A 17,167-nucleotide genomic window follows, 5' to 3' on the forward strand; every position below is an offset into this window, starting at 1 on the left:
GATGATCAAGATCAACAAGGCAGCCTGCATAGGCGGCGGCGTCATCGGCGGCGGATGGATTGCTCGCTTCCTTCTGGCCGGTATCGACGTTGACGTCTTCGATCCACATCCTGACGCGCGCCGCATCATCGGCGAGGTCCTCACCAATGCCGAACGGGCCTATGCGATGCTGACAGGCGCACCGCTGCCAAAACGCGGCAAGTTGACCTTCTGCGGCAGCTTGGAAGAAGCCGTCGTCGATGCCGACTGGATCCAGGAAAGCGTGCCCGAACGGCTCGACTTGAAGCGTAGCGTGTTAGCCCAGATCGACGCGGCAGCGCGACCGGATGCCTTAATTGGCTCCTCGACGTCGGGCCTGCTGCCGACCGATCTTCAGCAGGACATGCAGTATCCGGAACGCCTCTTCGTCGCCCATCCCTATAATCCGGTCTATCTCCTGCCGCTGGTCGAGATCGTCGGCGGCGAGAAGACGGCGATGGCGACGATCAAGGCCGCGATGGAAAAATTGCCGCCGATTGGCATGAAGGGCGTTCACATCGCCAAGGAGATCGAGGCTTTTGTCGGCGACCGCCTTCTCGAGGCGCTCTGGCGCGAAGCCCTCTGGTTGATCCATGACGATATCTGCACAGTCGAGACGCTTGACGACGTGATCCGCTATTCCTTCGGCCTGCGCTGGGCACAGATGGGTCTCTTCGAGACCTATCGGATTGCAGGTGGCGAGGCTGGCATGCGCCACTTCCTCCAACAGTTCGGTCCCTGCCTCGCATGGCCCTGGACGAAGCTCACCAATGTGGTCGATCTTGACGACGCGCTCGTCGAAAAGATCGGCCAGCAGTCCGATGAGCAGGCAGCCGGCCGTTCCATTCGTGAGCTCGAACGAATTCGCGACGAGAATCTCGTCGGTATCCTTCAGGCCCTGAAGGGGTCCAATGGCGGCAAGGGCTGGGGTGCTGGAAAGCTGCTTAAGGATTTCGAGCACTCGCTTTGGGCAGCGAGCGGAAAGACGAAGGCATCATCGGATCTCTCGCAACCGCTGCGACTGGTCGAAACCAAGGTCAGCCCCGCCTGGGTCGACTATAATGGCCATATGACCGAGCACCGCTACCTGCAGGTTTTCGGCGACACTTCGGATGCCCTCTTGCGCCTCATCGGTGTTGATCTCGCTTATGTTGAGGCGGGGCAAAGCTATTATACGGTGGAGACCCATATCCGCCATCTCGGAGAGGCCAAGCTCGGTCAGGCGATCCACGCAACCTGTCAGGTGCTTTGCGTCGATGAAAAGCGGTTGCAGCTGTTCCACACGATCCATGACACGGCGGCTGGCGAGGCGATTGCGACCGCCGAGCACATGTTGCTGCATGTCGACACAAGGGCCGGCAAAGCGATACCCGCCGCATCTGGAGTGCTTGAGAAAGCCGGGTCCATCGCCGCTGCCCATGCGGCTCTCCCCCGTCCTGAAGGAGCCGGCCGCCACGTCGGTCAGAAGCGTTGGGGTTCGTCATGAATTTTGCTCTCAACGAAGAACAGGAGATGATCGTCAAAACGGTCCGCGGCTTCGTCGAAACGGAAATCTATCCGCACGAAAACGCCGTCGAGCGCACCGGCGTCGTCGCGCCTGAACTTGGCCAGGCGATCCGGCGCAAGTGTATCGAACTCGGCTTTTACGCCTGCAATTTCCCTGAAGAGGTTGGCGGCGCCGGGCTCGACCATACCACTTTTACTCTGGTGGAGCGGGAGCTTGGCCGCGGCTCGATGGCCCTGACGGTCTTCTTCGGTCGTCCCTCGGGTATTCTCATGGCCTGCGAAGGTGACCAACGGGACCGGTATCTGCTGCCGGCTGTGCGCGGCGAGCGGATCGACGCGCTTGCAATTACTGAGCCGGATGCCGGCTCGGACATGCGCGGCATGAAGTGTGCGGCCCGCCGCCATGGGAGCGATTTCATTCTCAATGGCACGAAGCATTTCATCTCGCATGCCGACGTCGCCGATTTCGTCATCGTCTTTGCCGCCACCGGCGAGGAGGCGACACAGAAGGGAACGAAGAAGAAAATTACGGCCTTCCTCGTCGACCGCGGCACGCCGGGCTTCGAGATCCTCAAGGGATATGATTCCATATCGCACCGCGGCTACCACAATTGCATCTTGAACTTCACCGATTGCCGGCTTCCCGAGAGCCAGGTGCTGGGCGGGATCCATCGCGGTTTCGATATTGCCAATGAATGGCTCTACGGCACGCGACTGACAGTTGCCGCCACCTGCGTCGGACGGGCCCGGCGCGTCTTCGACATGGCCCTTCCCTACGCTGCCGAGCGCAGGCAGTTCGGCAAGCCGATCGGGGCCAATCAGGGCGTTTCTTTCAAGCTCGCGGATATGATCACCGAGATCGATGCGGCCGATTGGCTGACGCTTGCTGCAGCCTGGCGGCTCGATCAAGGTATTGGCGCCAACCGCGAGATCGCCTCGGCAAAGCTCTACGCTTCAGAAATGCTTGCGCGCGTAACTGACGAGGCGATCCAGATCTTCGGCGGGATGGGTCTGATGGACGATCTGCCGATTGCCCGTTTCTGGCGGGATGCGCGGGTCGAGCGCATCTGGGACGGCACTTCCGAGATCCAGCGCCACATCATCAGCCGTGAGCTGCTGCGGCCATTCGGAGCATGAAACGATGACCCAGCGCTCGCTCGACCGCCTGCTCAGACCTCAAACGATCGCTGTCTTCGGCGGTCGCGAGGCGCATCGGGTTATCGAGCAGTGCGACCGAATGGGGTTCGGTGGAGACGTCTGGCCCGTCCATCCAAAACTCGAAGAGGTTCATGGACGGCGCTGTTATCGTTCGATCCTGGAACTGCCCGCCGCGCCAGATGCCGCTTTCGTCGGCGTCAACAGGATGCTGACACTCGACATCGTCAGAGATCTTGCTGCAAGAGGAGCAGGCGGTGCGGTCTGTTACGCATCGGGCTTTAGCGAGGCGGCCGGCGAATTGGCCGACGGTGCCGATCTTCAAAGGCGCCTGCTGGACGCGGCGGGCGACATGCCGATCCTTGGGCCGAACTGCTATGGTTTGATCAACGGTCTTGATGGCGCATTGCTCTGGCCCGACCAGCATGGGATGCAACGTGTCGACCGCGGCGTTGCAATCCTTACCCAGTCCTCAAATATCGCGCTCAACCTGACCATGCAGACGCGCGGCCTGCCCATCGCCTATCTGGTCACGGTCGGCAACCAGGCGCAGACGTCACTTTCAGACGTCGCCTACGCGCTGCTCGAGGACCCTCGCGTCACCGCAGTCGGGCTTCACGTAGAGGGTTTCGGAAACCTGCCGGCGCTCCAGGAGCTCGCGCTACGAGCACGCGAGCTGAAAAAGCCGGTCGTTGCGCTAAAGGTCGGGAAATCCGAGCAGGCGAAACGAGCGACGGTTTCTCATACGGCCTCGCTTTCCGGCAGCGACGCGGTCTGCGATGCCGTTCTTGGCCGTCTGGGGATCGGCCGTGTCGGCTCATTACCGGAGTTGCTGGAAACGCTAAAACTCCTGCATGTTGCCGGACCGCTTACCGGCAATGCGATTTCCTCGATGAGCTGTTCAGGTGGTGAAGCGTCGCTGATGGCGGATGCCGCCGTCGGTCGCGCCGTAGAATTTCGCACCTTGCGGCCTGGGCAGCTGGCGCCCCTTCGCCTCGCGCTCGGGCAAATGGTCACCCTTTCCAATCCCTTGGACTACCATACGTTTGCGTGGGGCGATCTCGGTCGCCAGACGGACGCTTTTACGGCAATGTTTGAGGGCGGCTATGCGCTCAACCTCGTCGTGCTTGATTTCCCGCGGACCGACCGATGCGATGCTGCCGACTGGACGACGACGGTCGATGCGATCGTTGCCGCTTCAGCCTCCACCGGTGGGCTTGCAGGCGTTGTCGCGACGCTGCCCGAAAACATGCCTGAAGATCGTGCCGTCAGCCTGATGAAGAGAGGCGTCGTACCTTTTTGCGGCATTTTCGAAACGCTTGCAGCAACCGAAATCGCAAGCCGCATCGGTCGGGAATGGAGCGTTCCACCAGAGCTACGCCTTCTCGACGTGCCACAAGTCGAAGGCGAGATCGAAACGTTGGATGAGGCCGATGCAAAGGCAGCGCTCTCGGCCTTTGGCGTTCCCGTCCCTGCCGGTTTCGTTGCGAATTCTCCGCAAGAGGCGATGGAGGGCTCGGACGAGCTCGGCTATCCCGTCGTGCTCAAGGGGCTCGCCATTGAGCACAAGACCGAGGCGGGTGCTGTGGCGCTCAACTTAAAGGACGCAACGGCGGTATTCGACGCAGCCACATCGATGAACGGCACCAAGGCATTCCTGGTCGAAAAGATGGTGGAGCACAGCGTCGCAGAGCTGATCATTGGAGCAGCACGCGATCCTGTCTTCGGATTGACACTCACAGTCGGTTCGGGCGGAATTTTGGTGGAATTGCTTGACGATTCCGCCATTTTGTCGCTTCCAACGACCAGAACGGCGATAACGGAGACGATTTCGCGTCTGAGGATCGGAAAATTGATCAACGGCTATCGTGGCCGTCCAAAAGGCGACCTCGAAGCGGTTGTCTTCGCTGTCGCAGCAGCGGCAGATTATGTCGTAAAGAATGCCGCGCGTCTGGAGGAACTGGACATTAATCCATTGATGGTTCTTCCTGAAAACAAGGGCGTTGTCGCAGTCGACGCCCTTATACGGCGAAGGAGGTAGCAGAAGTTGAGCAGCTCCATTCGCACGAGACGCGACGGCGGCATTTTCGAGGTCATCATAGACCGGCCGAAAGCGAACGCCATCGATCTTGCAACGAGCCGCGAGATGGGCGTTCTTTTCCGCGACTTTCGAGACGATTCAGCCCTGCGAGTAGCAATCATTTCCGGAGCCGGCGAAAAATTCTTTTCCGCAGGCTGGGATCTCAAGGCGGCAGCGGCAGGCGATGCCGTCGATGGCGACTACGGCATCGGAGGCTTCGGCGGGATGCAGGAACTGCGCGATCTTAACAAGCCGATCATCTGTGCTGTCAACGGCATCTGTTGCGGCGGCGGACTGGAGATTGCCCTTTCGGCGGATTTGATCGTCGCGGCTGAACATGCGACCTTCGCGCTGCCGGAAATCCGCTCGGGAACGGTTGCGGATGCAGCTTCCGTCAAGCTTCCCAAGCGCATCCCCTACCATATCGCAATGGACATGCTTCTGACGGGACGCTGGCTCGACGTCCACGAGGCCCATCGCTGGGGCTTCGTAAACGAGGTCGTCGCGGCCGGCAAATTGATGGACCGTGCATGGGAAATTGGCCGGCTGCTCGAAAGCGGACCGCCGCTTGTCTATGCCGCAATCAAGGAAATCGTGCGCGAAGCGGAGGGAACAACGTTTCAGACTGCCATGAACAAGATCACGAAACGGCAGCTGGCAACCGTCGATACCCTCTATTCGAGCGAAGACCAATTGGAAGGCGCGCGGGCTTTCGCGGAGAAGCGAACCCCAATGTGGAAAGGAAAGTGACGAGGCGGCGGCAACCGCCATTTTTCCCGCATGATCTCGGGCGGCGCAGGCGGAAGAGGAAACCGCATGCCGCCAATTGCCCGAAAGTTCTGTCAACGCATCAAGAAGAAGGAACAGGGGAATGAACGGCTATACGAAATATCTCACAAGTCGCGTAACTGCCGGTGGACTGAGCCGCCGTGAATTCATCGGACGTGCCATGGCAGCAGGCATCACGCTGGCGGTTGCCGATAAACTCTTTACTGAAAGCGCACAGGCGGCGGAGCCGAAGCGTGGCGGTCATCTGAAGCTCGGCCTCGAAGGTGGGGCGGCAACCGATTCCAAGGATCCGGCAAAATTCCTGTCGCAGTTCATGTTCTGCGTCGGCCGCTGCTGGGGCGATATGCTCGTTGAATCCGATCCGCTGACGGGGGCTGCAGTCCCTGCGCTTGCCGAATCCTGGGAGCCGTCGAAGGATGCGGGGACCTGGACCTTCAAGATCCGCAAGGGCGTCAAATTCCACGACGGCAAGGAAATGACAATCGACGACGTCGTCGCGACGCTGAAGCGCCACACGGACGCCAAGTCCGAATCCGGCGCCCTTGGCGTGCTGGGATCGATCAAGGACATCAAGGCGGATGGCGGCAATCTCGTATTGACGCTGAGCGAAGGCAATGCCGATATGCCACTTTTGCTCACCGACTATCACCTGGTGATCCAGCCCAATGGCGGCAATGACGATCCGCTCGCCTCGATCGGCACCGGCCCCTACCGGCTCACGAGCTTCGAACCGGGTGTTCGCGCAACTTTCGAGAAGAACAAGGAGGACTGGCGTTCCGACCGCGGTTATGTCGATTCTATCGAAATCATCGGCATGAATGATGCTACCGCCCGTATCGCAGCGCTGTCATCCGGCCAGGTGCACTACATCAATCGCGTCGATCCGAAGACGGTCGATCTTTTGAAGCGCGCACCGAACGTGGAGATTCTGTCCACCTCCGGCCGCGGCCACTACGTCTTCATCATGCATTGCGATACCGCGCCGTTCGACAACAATGACCTGCGCCTTGCCCTGAAATACGCCATGGATCGTGAAGCCATGGTCAAGAAGATCCTTGGCGGTTATGGCAAGGTCGGCAACGATTTCCCGATCAACAATACCTATGCGCTGTTTCCCGAGGGCATCGAGCAACGTGCGTATGATCCCGACAAGGCGGCATTCCATTACAAGAAGTCCGGTCACAGCGGCTCTGTGCTGTTGCGCACCTCCGAGGTGGCCTTCCCGGGTGGAGTCGATGCGGCCGTTCTCTATCAGGAAAGCTGCAAGAAGGCGGGCATCGAGATCGAGGTCAAGCGCGAGCCCGGCGACGGTTATTGGACCAACGTCTGGAACGTCCAGCCCTTCTCGACGTCCTATTGGGGCGGGCGGCCGACGCAGGACCAGATGTATTCCACCGCCTATCTGTCGACAGCCGACTGGAACGACACACGCTTCAAGCGACCGGATTTCGACAAGCTGCTGTTACAGGCGCGCGCCGAACTCGATGAGACCAAGCGCAAGGACATGTACCGGACGATGGCGATGATGGTGCGTGACGAAGGCGGGCTCATCCTGCCGATGTTCAACGACTTCGTGAATGCTTCCACCAAGCAGGTAAAAGGCTATGTTCACGATATCGGCAACGACATGTCGAACGGTTACGTCGCGACCCGCGTCTGGCTGGACGCCTAGCACGTGAAGGGGTTAACGCCCCTCATCTCTAACGCAGCCAGGACCGTGGGAATGCACCCCACGGTCCTCCCGACGTTTCAGCACGAGGCCTTTGCCATGTCCAATCCTTTGTCAGGTCACATCTTGCCCGGCCTGAGGTTCAAGCAGCGTTTTCCTCTGCTTGCCCTTATTCTCGAGCGCTTCGTGCTCAGCATCATCCTGCTCTTTGCCGTCTCCGTCGTGATCTTCGGAGGCCTGGAAGCACTGCCCGGCGATTTCGCGACAACCTATCTCGGCCAGTCCGCAACCCCTCAAGCCGTCGCCAATATCCGTCAGGAACTCGGGCTGAACCGTCCGGTAACGACGCGCTATTTCGAATGGCTCGGAGATGCCCTACGGGGTGACTTCGGCTCGTCGTGGGCCAGTAAAAATTCCGTCGGCGAGCAGATCGGCAAGCGTCTTGGCAATTCACTCTTCCTTGCGGGCTTCGCTGCGGTCATCTCGGTACCGCTTGCCGTCGGTTTCGGTATGCTCGCCGTCCATTTCCGCAACCGTCTGCCGGACAAGATCATCAACATCATCTCGCTGGCGGCGATTTCGCTGCCTGAATTCTTCATCGGCTATCTCCTGATCCTTTTCTTCGCCGTCAAACTCGGTGTCGCGACCTTTCCAGCGACCGTCTATGAAAGCATGGGCCTCGTCGACCGACTGAAGGCGATCGCCCTGCCCACGGCAACCCTCGTTCTCGTCGTCCTGGCGCATATGATGCGAATGACGCGCGCTGCCATCCTTTCCGTTATGTCTTCAGCCTATATGGAAACTGCCGAGCTCAAGGGGCTCGGTGCCTTCCGATCAATCGTCAAGCACGCAGCCCCCAACGCGCTGGCGCCGATCATCAATGTGGTGGCGCTCAACCTTGCCTATCTCGTCGTCGGCGTCGTAGTTGTCGAGGTCGTCTTCGTCTATCCCGGCATGGGTCAGTATATGGTCGACGCTGTCACGGTTCGCGACATGCCGGTCGTGCAGGCCTGCGGTCTCATCTTCGCTGCCGTCTATATCTTCCTGAACATGGTGGCCGACATCCTCGCCATCATCGCCAATCCGCGACTGAGGCACCCGCGATGAGATTGCGAAATGTTCCCATCACGGCCTGGATCGGTATGTTCGGCATTGCAGCCGCCTTCATCTGCGCGATCTTTGCGCCCTTGCTTGCCCCCTATGGCGAAACGGAAGTGGTCGGCAACGTCTGGCAGATAGCCGATGGCGAGTATTTCTTTGGGCTCGACAATCTCGGACGCGACATCCTCTCACGTCTGATCTTTGGCGCCCGCACGACGCTGTTTGTCGCCCTTGCCGCGACGATCATCTCCTTTTCGCTCGGCATCATCTTGAGCTTCACAGCGGCCGTCTCGCGCGGATGGATCGATATGGTCTTCTCACGATTCAACGATCTGATGATGTCGATCCCGACGCTGATCTTCGCGCTCGTCGTTCTCGCCGTGTTGCCACAAAACCTGATCGTGCTGATTCTCGTGATGGCGATTCTCGATTCCACCCGCGTTTACCGTCTCGGTCGGGCGGTCGCGCTCGATGTCGCCGTCATGGAGTTCGTCGAAGCCGCGAAACTGCGCGGCGAAGGCAAGACCTGGATCATCTTCCGCGAGATCCTGCCAAATACGCTGACACCACTGCTTGCCGAATTTGGCTTGCGCTTCGCCTTCTCGATCCTGTTCTTGTCGACGCTTTCTTTCCTCGGTCTCGGCATTCAGCCGCCAGCCGCCGACTGGGGCGGCATGGTCAAGGATAACAAGGACGGCATCATCTTCGGAATTTCCGCAGCCCTTGTTCCCGGTTCGGCGATCGCAGCCCTTGCCGTTTGCGTCAATCTCGTGGTGGACTGGCTGTTGAAACGTACGTCCAGCCTCAAGGGAGGGCGCGGCGATGCCTGAGCTTCTTTGCGTCCGCAATCTGAAAATCGAAGCGACCAGCTATCCCCCCGGCGAGCCGCCGAAGCGCGTGACGATCGTCGATGACGTGTCCTTCGACCTGAAAAGGGGCAAGGTTCTTGGCCTCATCGGCGAATCCGGCGCAGGCAAATCGACGATCGGGCTTTCTGCCCTGGCCTATGGTCGAGGCGGTGCCGAAATTACAGGCGGCGAGGTTCGTCTCGACGGCCAGAATATTCTCGCACTCAACAGGGACGGTATCCGCCGGATCCGCGGTGCGCGCGTCTGCTATGTCGCGCAGTCGGCGGCAGCCGCTTTCAATCCCGCACACCGGCTTGGCGATCAGGTCATCGAGGCCTCGGTGAAACATGGGCTCATGACCAAAGAGGAAGCGAAGGAAAGGGCAACGTACCTGTTTCGGGTGCTTGGCCTGCCGAACCCCGAGACCTTTGGAGATCGCTTTCCCCATCAGGTCTCCGGCGGCCAGCTGCAGCGCGCCATGACGGCCATGGCGCTCTGCCCCAATCCCGAACTCATCGTCTTTGACGAGCCGACGACAGCGCTTGACGTCACGACCCAGATCGATGTCCTTGCCGCTATCAAGCATGCGATCGAAAAGACACGCACGGCAGCACTCTATATCACCCACGACCTCGCCGTGGTTGCTCAGATTTCCGACGACATCATGGTGCTGCGCTACGGAAAGCAGGTTGAGTATGGCAGCGTGCAGCAGATCATCGAGGCGCCGCGGCAAGAGTATACGCGTGCCCTCGTCAATGTGCGTCAGGCTGTTCGAGAAGAAGCACCCGACCAGTCCGATACGCTCTTGAAGGTCGACCATGTCAGCGCTGAATATTCCAACGGCTTCAAGGTACTGCACGATGTCTCGCTGCATGTTCCTAGGGGCCAGACGCTTGCCGTCGTCGGCGAATCCGGTTCCGGAAAGTCGACGCTTGCGCGCGTCATCACCGGTCTTCTGCCGCCGAGCGAGGGCAAGGTGTTTTTCAACGGCAATCCTTTGACGTCGAATGTCAAAAGTCGCTCGCATGACGATCTGAGGCGCATCCAGCTAATCTACCAGATGGCCGACACGGCGATGAACCCGCGCCAGACCGTGCGCGACATCATCGGCCGGCCACTTACGTTCTATTACGGCCTGCGCGGGGCAGCCAAGACCGCTCGGGTCAAGGAACTGCTCGATCAGATCGAGATGGGCAACGGCTTCATCGATCGCTACCCGGCGGAGCTTTCAGGGGGGCAGAAGCAACGTGTCGCCATTGCGCGGGCACTTGCCGCAAAACCGCAACTCATTCTCTGTGACGAACCCACTTCAGCGCTCGATCCACTGGTCGCAGAAGGCATCTTGAACCTTCTTCTGCGGCTGCAGGAAGATACGCAGCTTTCCTACATCTTCATCACCCACGATATCGCCATCGTGCGGGCGATCGCCGACAGCGTTGCAGTGATGCATCGCGGCAAGCTCGTCCGCTTCGGACCAAAATCCAAGGTGCTCTCCCCGCCATTCGACGACTATACCGATCTCTTGCTCAAATCCGTACCCGAGATGGAGATCGGCTGGCTTGAGCGGGTGCTCACCACACGTAGGATGGAGAGCGCCGGCAACTGAATTCCCATCGGTTCGCTATTCCTCCGCATTTGCTGACCAGGACACCATGACCGAACGCGGCTTCACGACCATCGAAAACCATTGGATCGCCCTGAAAGACGGTACGCAGCTTGCAGCGCGCATCTGGATGCCTGACGACGCGGTGGCCGATCCCGTCCCGGCGGTCTTCGAGTTCTTGCCTTACCGCAAGCGCGACGGAACCAGCCTTCGTGATGAATCGACCTATCCCGTCTTCGCCGCTGCGGGGATTGCAGGGGTGCGCGTCGACATCAGAGGGTCAGGCGAATCCGACGATGTCATTGACGGCGAATATACCGAGCTCGAACTCGCCAACGCCTGCGAACTGATCGCCTGGATCGCTGCTCAGCCCTGGTCCAACGGTTCTGTCGGCATGATGGGTATCTCCTGGGGCGGTTTCAACAGTCTTCAGGTCGCAGCCCTTCGCCCGCCGGCTCTTAAAGCGATCATCTCCATCGCTTCGACGGTCGATCGTTTTAACGATGACATCCATTACAAAAACGGATGCCATCTTTCGGCTCAGCTTTCCTGGGCTGCAACCATGCTCGGTTATCAATCACGCCCGCCGGACCCTGCAATCGTCGGCGACCGCTGGAAGGAAATGTGGCTGCAGCGCCTTAAGCGCGAACCCTTCTTCATGGAAGAGTGGCTCAAGCATCAGCGCAAGGATGACTTCTGGCGTCATGGCTCGATTTCGGAAGATTTTTCCCGCGTCGACATTCCCGTACTTGTCATCGCCGGTTGGGCCGATGGCTACCGCAATACGCCGCTGATGGCGGTGGAAGGTCTTGGCGGCAAGGCGAAGGCGCTCATCGGGCCTTGGGTTCACAAATACCCGCATTTCGCCTGGCCAAAGCCACGCACCGACTTTCACGGGGAGGCAATCACCTGGTGGAACCGCTGGCTGCGTGGCGACAAAAACGGCGCCGATGCGCTGCCGCAGGTGCGCGCCTATATCCTCGACGCCATCCGGCCGGCACCGCGCCGCGATTTCGACCCCGGCTTCTGGATCGCCAAGGATGTCTGGGAGCCGCCGAAGATGCAGTGCTTTTATGTCGAGCAGTTCGGCCGGCTGACTGAGGGGATGCCGATCCCCCAGGCGCCGGAGCATCGCCTCTATCTCCGTTCACCGCTCGATACCGGCACTGCGTCGGGCGAATATTTCACGCTGAAGCCGGATGCGGAGATGGCTCTCGACCAGCGCGGCGACGATGCGGGGTCTCTCGTTTTCGAGACCGTGCCGATTGCCGAAGACCATGACTATCTCGGCCGGCCGGAACTCACTCTCTCTCTTCGCTCAGAGGCGGCGACCGCCAATCTTTGCGTGCGCCTTGTCGATGTTCATCCCGATGGGACAGCGACACGCATCTCCTTCGGCGTGCTCAACCTTGCTCATCGCGACAGCAATGCCGCGCCGGAACCGCTGAAGACGGGAGAACGGACCCCGGTGCGCATCGTCCTTGATGCCTGCGGCTATCGCGTCCGCCTCGGTCACCGCATCCGCCTTTCACTCTCGACTGCCTATTGGCCGCTGATACTGCCGCCTCCGGAAGACGCTGGCGTGAGCATCGATATAGCCTCGATCGGCCTTGCGCTTCCCAAACTCGGCGACCATCAACAGATCGAGATGAAGGCGCCTGAGCATCCTGATCCTCTGCCGAAGTATATCGAGCACGCTCCTGCTGCCACGAAAAGACAGGTCGTCCGTGATCTGTGCGGCAATTTTACCCATTATCAGATCCATGAGGACACCGGTCTTTTCGAGCATCCCGAGACTGGGCTTTCGACACGGCAGCTGAGGCAAGAAGTCTGGTCGATCGCACCCGACGATCCTCTCTCGATGACCGGCACTTCCACGTGGACATGCGACATGCAGCGCCCCGGCTGGTCTATCCGCACCGTGTCGACGGCCAGGATCTCCTGCACTAAGACGAGTTGGATGATCAGCGCCGTTGTCACGGCCTATGAAGGCGAGACTCAGGTCTTTGAAAAGATCTTCGCAGAAAAGCAGATCCCGCGGGACCTGATGTAATGTCATGGTCCAGCAAAACGGCTGGCGGCCTCGCACACTGCCCGAAAGCCGATGCGAGCTCCATCGCTCATATGACGCGCTCTTAGCCAGGCGTGCACCAATTGCGGCTCTTCGCGGAACCAGACCTCCACACCGGCCTTCGCAAGCTTGGCCGCGTAGTGGCGGCCATCGTCGCGCAGCGGATCGAAATGAGCGACGGTGATGAAGGCGGGCGGCAGCTCCGCAAATGAGGCGGCGGCAAGGGGTTCGGCAACGGGATCGCCTGGCGGAGCCTTCAGGCTTGCGCGGTAATAGGCGACGTCCGACGTTTTCAACCCCGGTGCATTTTCCATTTCACTGTAGGACCCGGATACAAGATCTCCACCAAGCGTCGGATAGATCAGCACCTGGCCAGCAATGCCGAGCAATCGCTGCTGCTGCGCTCTGATCGCCAATCCAGCGGCAAGATTGCCGCCAGCACTGTCGCCGATCAGCACGACCTGCCTGCCTGAGACGAGCAGGTGTTTCAACACGTCGAAACAATCATCCGTTTGCGCCGGCCATCGATATTCGGGCGCAAGGCGATAATCGACCGAAATGAGCTCGGCACCGGCAAAATCGGCAATCTCGGCGCAGATCGCGTGATGGCTCTCAAGCGATCCCACGACAAAGCCGCCGCCATGCAGATAAAGCAGGACAGTTTCTGTCCTGATCGCCTTCGGCCGATAATGCCGTGTTGCTATCCTGTCGAGAACGAGGGCGTCCTCAGTCGTCAGTCCCTGCGGCAGGGGCTGGTCGAAACGCGCACAAAGAGCATCGTACCATTGCCTTTGCCGGGAAATGGGAGCAGCCACCGCATCAGCGGGATAGAAGCTGTCACAAATTGCAAGGAACTGCAGAATCCCTGTCTCTGTCGGCATCGGATGATGCACAGGCGTACCTCTTTTTGGTCGACGTTGCGTCCGTTTTTTTCCTCGTAAAATCCGCTGGGTCGGCTTTGTTCTGGAATTCCTAAACCTGCTGGATCAGCGTGCGCCCGATGAATTTCGGCGGCTCACCGCGCAAAACGAGGGACGTTGTTACGGCCCCGAACCTCGCGATCGAATCCACGATCGTCTCGAGGTCTCCCGGTGACGGGACCAGAACCTTCAAGAAAAAGCAGTCCTCTCCCGTCAGCCGCAGCACTTCTATGACATGCGGCATTTCGGAAAATTGCTTCAAACATGCACGGATGTGCTCGTGCGTCGTGCGAAGGCGCACGACCGCCATCATTCCCAATCCTAGTCGGGTGGCATCGATACGTGCTCCGTATCCGGCGATGATGCCACGTTCTTCCAGCCGCTTTACCCTCTCCGACGTCGCCGGTTGAGACAATCCAATCTTGCGCCCAAGTTCCGAAATCGCAATCCGTCCGTCCTCCTGCAATGCTTCAATGATGGCGATATCGGTCGGATCGAGCAGGAAGCGGCCGTTTTGGGCAGGTGTCATGCTTTGACCTTTAGTTCATCGGAAATCGGATGTGTTTTCCGATGATTGCCTATTCCAGAGACAGATGGAAGACGCCATCTTCCCGACGTGAAAGGAGAAAGCATGGCCGACATTATCATTCTGCCCGGTATTGGAGGATCAGGGGAGACACATTGGCAAACGCATTGGGAGCGGACAAATCCCCGAGCGACCCGTTTTCAACCGAAGAGCTGGGATAGGCCGGATTTACCGGACTGGGCTGCAGCGCTGGAGCGAACCGTCGCCGCCACGAAAAATGCGCCGCTGCTGGTGGCGCACAGCCTGGCGTGCCTTCTGGTCGTCCATTGGCAGCGCGTTTCTTCTCTTCCCGTAGCAGGCGCCTTCCTTGTGGCGGTGCCCGATCCGCAGTCCGATGCCTATCCGCCGGAGGCTGCCGGTTTCACCGACCCGCCGGAAGGCAAGCTCCGTTTTCCCTCTCTCGTCATTGCAAGTTCCGACGATCCTTATGGCAAGATTGAATATGCCCGCATGCGGGCGGCCGAATGGGGCAGCCACATTGTCGAGGTCGGAGCACTCGGCCATATCAACGGCCGCAGTGGGCTTGAGGACTGGCCGAGTGGGCTAACCCTGTTCCAGGCCTTTGCCGAAAGCATTTCCAAGGGAGCATGAGCAAGCGACTGCTGCCGATCGGCGGCTCGAACGAACCGTCATCCGGAAAGCCACTCGGTATCCGTAGTGATAAAGCCGCGTGAGTGAACTACTTCGTGTAGAGCGCCCGCGAGCGTTCGAGATGCTTCAGAACCGCTGCCTCGGCACCATCGGCGTCGTTTGCGGCAAGCCGCTCAAGAATTTCCTCGTGCTCGACCAGTGTAAGCTTTTCCTTGCCGGTCCAGATGAGCATTTCGGTGTGATATTCCTTCAGCCATGCGAGCATTGCCTCACTCACTGCGACGAATATCGGATTGCCGGAAATCTGAGCGATGCGCGTATGAAACTGCATATCCGCGGCGATGAATTCTTCTGCGTGTCCCAATGCGCGGCGCTGGCGGTCGATAATGTCGCGAAGCGCGTCGACGTCGCTCTGCTTGGTACGTTGGGCGGCCTCCCGCGCCATGCCCCGTTCGAAGAAAATTCGGGCGCTCTTCAGATGCTCCAGAGAATCGGCCGACTGGGACAGCATGATCTTCGCTGTCAAATCGACCTGACGGAAGATCGATTGAGCCGTCAGTTGCAGTACCTTGGCTCGTTCACCATGGGAAATGTTCACGAGCCCCTTATTGGCAAGTGACTGCATCGCTTCGCGGATTGCAGGACGACCAACGCCAAAGCGCTCCATGAGAACGCGTTCGGACGGCATTTCATCGCCAGGCTGAAGTTCGCCTGACGTAATCATCCGCTCGAGTCGATCGAACACTTCGTCGGACAGTTTCCGGCGGACGATTTGTTCGATGGGTTGTGTCATAAGATCTCGCTGGCTCAAAATGTCTCCTCCTACCATCTTCCATGCCGAGAACAAAGCTCAGCCCGAAATGCGCGTATCGAAAGATTCCACTTTTCATCGATTGGAATACTGATTATACCAGATCATAAGTTGACGCCATGACAATCTTTCGTGGCGACAGGAGCAACCTGCACGTCATGATGATTACGCTGACCTACCGCATCGAGACGCCTGGGAGCGTCGAATCAATGGCGGACAAGATCGCAAGCGACCAGTCGACCGGAACCTTCGTGCCCGTTCCGGGTGAAACCGAGGAGCTGAAATCGCGTGTCGCCGCCCGAGTGCTGGCGATCCGCCGCCTCGGCGATGCAGGCCGTCCAACATGGCCGGAGGTTGGTCCCGGCACTCTGCTCCACCGCGCCGATGTCGACATCGCCTTTCCGCTGGACGCGATCGGCACAGATCTTTCGGCCCTGATGACCATCGCGATCGGCGGCGTCTATTCCATCAAGGGCATGACCGGCATTCGCATCGTCGACATGAAGCTGCCGGACGCCTTCAAGGGTGCCCATCCGGGACCGCAGTTCGGCATTCCCGGAAGTCGCCGCCTGACCGGGGTAGAGGCCCGTCCGATCATCGGAACGATCGTCAAGCCGGCCCTTGGCCTGCGGCCGCATGAAACGGCGGAGCTTGTCGGCGAACTCATTAAGTCCGGCGTCGACTTCATCAAGGATGACGAGAAGCTGATGAGCCCTTCCTATTCGCCGCTCGAGGAGCGTGTCGCAGCGATCATGCCGCGCATTCTGGACCACGAACAAAAGACCGGCAAGAAGGTCATGTATGCGTTCGGCATCTCGCATGCCGACCCCGACGAAATGATGCGCAACCACGACATCGTCGCCAAGGCCGGCGGCAACTGCGCCGTCGTCAACATCAACTCGATCGGCTTCGGCGGTATGAGTTTTCTTCGAAAGCGTTCCAATCTGGTGCTGCATGCGCATCGCAACGGTTGGGACCTGCTGACGCGCGACCCTGGCGCCGGCATGGACTTCAAGGTCTATCAGCAATTTTGGCGACTGCTCGGCGTCGACCAGTTCCAGATCAACGGCATCCGGGTAAAATACTGGGAACCGGACGAAAGCTTCATCGCATCGTTCAAGGCCGTCACCACGCCGCTCTTCGACGCCTCCGACTGCCCGCTTCCGGTTGCTGGATCCGGTCAGTGGGGAGGACAGGCCCCGGAGACCTACCAACGAACCGGCCGTACCACCGACCTTCTCTACCTTTGCGGCGGCGGCATCGTCAGTCATCCCGGCGGACCGGCCGCCGGCGTTCGGGCAGTCCAGCAGGCCTGGCAGGCCGCAGTCGCCGGCATACCATTGGAGGCCTACGCTAAGGATCATCCGGAGCTTGCGGCTTCCATTGCAAAGTTCAGCGACGGAAAAGGCGCCTGATCGC

Annotated in this window: 14 protein-coding genes; 11 read left to right on the plus strand and 3 right to left on the minus strand. The window is 59.6% G+C overall.

Annotated elements, in window-relative coordinates; genetic code table 11:
* Position 1: 1 nt before the first annotated feature.
* The 9 genes from QA644_RS31035 (at position 2) to QA644_RS31075 (ending at position 12,822) form a co-directional block, all read left to right on the plus strand.
* A complete protein-coding gene (locus QA644_RS31035) occupies positions 2-1,504 on the plus strand; it encodes a carnitine 3-dehydrogenase (protein WP_283072937.1) in 1,503 nt (500 codons plus the stop codon).
* Positions 1,501-2,661, plus strand: coding sequence for an acyl-CoA dehydrogenase family protein (locus QA644_RS31040; protein WP_074072610.1), 1,161 nt, complete (start codon positions 1,501-1,503; stop codon positions 2,659-2,661). The genes QA644_RS31035 and QA644_RS31040 overlap by 4 nt, the downstream gene beginning before the upstream one ends.
* A gap of 4 nt (positions 2,662-2,665) precedes the next feature.
* Positions 2,666-4,720, plus strand: a complete 2,055-nt coding sequence (locus QA644_RS31045) for an acetate--CoA ligase family protein (RefSeq protein WP_283072938.1) — start codon at positions 2,666-2,668, stop codon at positions 4,718-4,720.
* 6 nt (positions 4,721-4,726) lie between these two features.
* Positions 4,727-5,509 (plus strand): carnitinyl-CoA dehydratase, encoded by a 783-nt coding sequence (locus QA644_RS31050; RefSeq protein ID WP_283072939.1) that lies wholly within the window; start codon positions 4,727-4,729, stop codon positions 5,507-5,509.
* Between the two features lie 121 nt (positions 5,510-5,630).
* Positions 5,631-7,220 (plus strand): ABC transporter substrate-binding protein, encoded by a 1,590-nt coding sequence (locus tag QA644_RS31055; RefSeq protein WP_283072940.1) that lies wholly within the window; start codon positions 5,631-5,633, stop codon positions 7,218-7,220.
* A gap of 96 nt (positions 7,221-7,316) precedes the next feature.
* On the plus strand, positions 7,317-8,324 hold the full coding sequence (locus QA644_RS31060) for an ABC transporter permease (RefSeq protein WP_283072941.1): 1,008 nt from the start codon (positions 7,317-7,319) through the stop codon (positions 8,322-8,324).
* Positions 8,321-9,148, plus strand: coding sequence for an ABC transporter permease (locus QA644_RS31065; RefSeq protein ID WP_283072942.1), 828 nt, complete (start codon positions 8,321-8,323; stop codon positions 9,146-9,148). The genes QA644_RS31060 and QA644_RS31065 overlap by 4 nt, the downstream gene beginning before the upstream one ends.
* The gene (locus tag QA644_RS31070; protein ID WP_283072943.1) at positions 9,141-10,772 is read left to right on the plus strand and encodes an ABC transporter ATP-binding protein; all 1,632 of its coding nucleotides are present in this window, start codon (positions 9,141-9,143) and stop codon (positions 10,770-10,772) included. The genes QA644_RS31065 and QA644_RS31070 overlap by 8 nt, the downstream gene beginning before the upstream one ends.
* Positions 10,773-10,818: 46 nt before the next feature.
* A complete protein-coding gene (locus QA644_RS31075) occupies positions 10,819-12,822 on the plus strand; it encodes a CocE/NonD family hydrolase (RefSeq protein ID WP_283072944.1) in 2,004 nt (667 codons plus the stop codon).
* 2 nt (positions 12,823-12,824) lie between these two features.
* Here QA644_RS31075 and QA644_RS31080 read toward each other — a convergent pair whose 3' ends face one another.
* On the minus strand, positions 12,825-13,721 hold the full coding sequence (locus QA644_RS31080; protein WP_283072945.1) for an alpha/beta hydrolase: 897 nt from the start codon (positions 13,719-13,721) through the stop codon (positions 12,825-12,827).
* 91 nt (positions 13,722-13,812) lie between these two features.
* Complete coding sequence (locus tag QA644_RS31085) at positions 13,813-14,289, minus strand: Lrp/AsnC family transcriptional regulator (protein ID WP_194730591.1); 477 nt, start codon at positions 14,287-14,289, stop codon at positions 13,813-13,815.
* Between the two features lie 102 nt (positions 14,290-14,391).
* On the opposite strand from QA644_RS31085, the gene QA644_RS31090 reads away from it, so the two are divergent.
* Positions 14,392-14,937, plus strand: a complete 546-nt coding sequence (locus QA644_RS31090; protein WP_283072946.1) for an alpha/beta hydrolase — start codon at positions 14,392-14,394, stop codon at positions 14,935-14,937.
* Positions 14,938-15,025: 88 nt separating this feature from the next.
* Here the strand turns inward: QA644_RS31090 and QA644_RS31095 are convergent, their stop codons facing one another.
* Positions 15,026-15,730 (minus strand): transcriptional regulator NanR, encoded by a 705-nt coding sequence (locus QA644_RS31095; protein WP_074072620.1) that lies wholly within the window; start codon positions 15,728-15,730, stop codon positions 15,026-15,028.
* Between the two features lie 176 nt (positions 15,731-15,906).
* Between QA644_RS31095 and oiaX the strand changes: the two genes are divergently transcribed.
* Positions 15,907-17,163, plus strand: a complete 1,257-nt coding sequence (oiaX, locus tag QA644_RS31100) for a 3-oxo-isoapionate-4-phosphate decarboxylase OiaX (protein WP_283074060.1) — start codon at positions 15,907-15,909, stop codon at positions 17,161-17,163.
* The last annotated feature ends 4 nt before the right edge of the window (positions 17,164-17,167 follow it).

Origin of the sequence: Rhizobium sp. CC1099, assembly GCF_029714385.1 — a bacterium.
GTDB lineage: Bacteria > Pseudomonadota > Alphaproteobacteria > Rhizobiales > Rhizobiaceae > Rhizobium.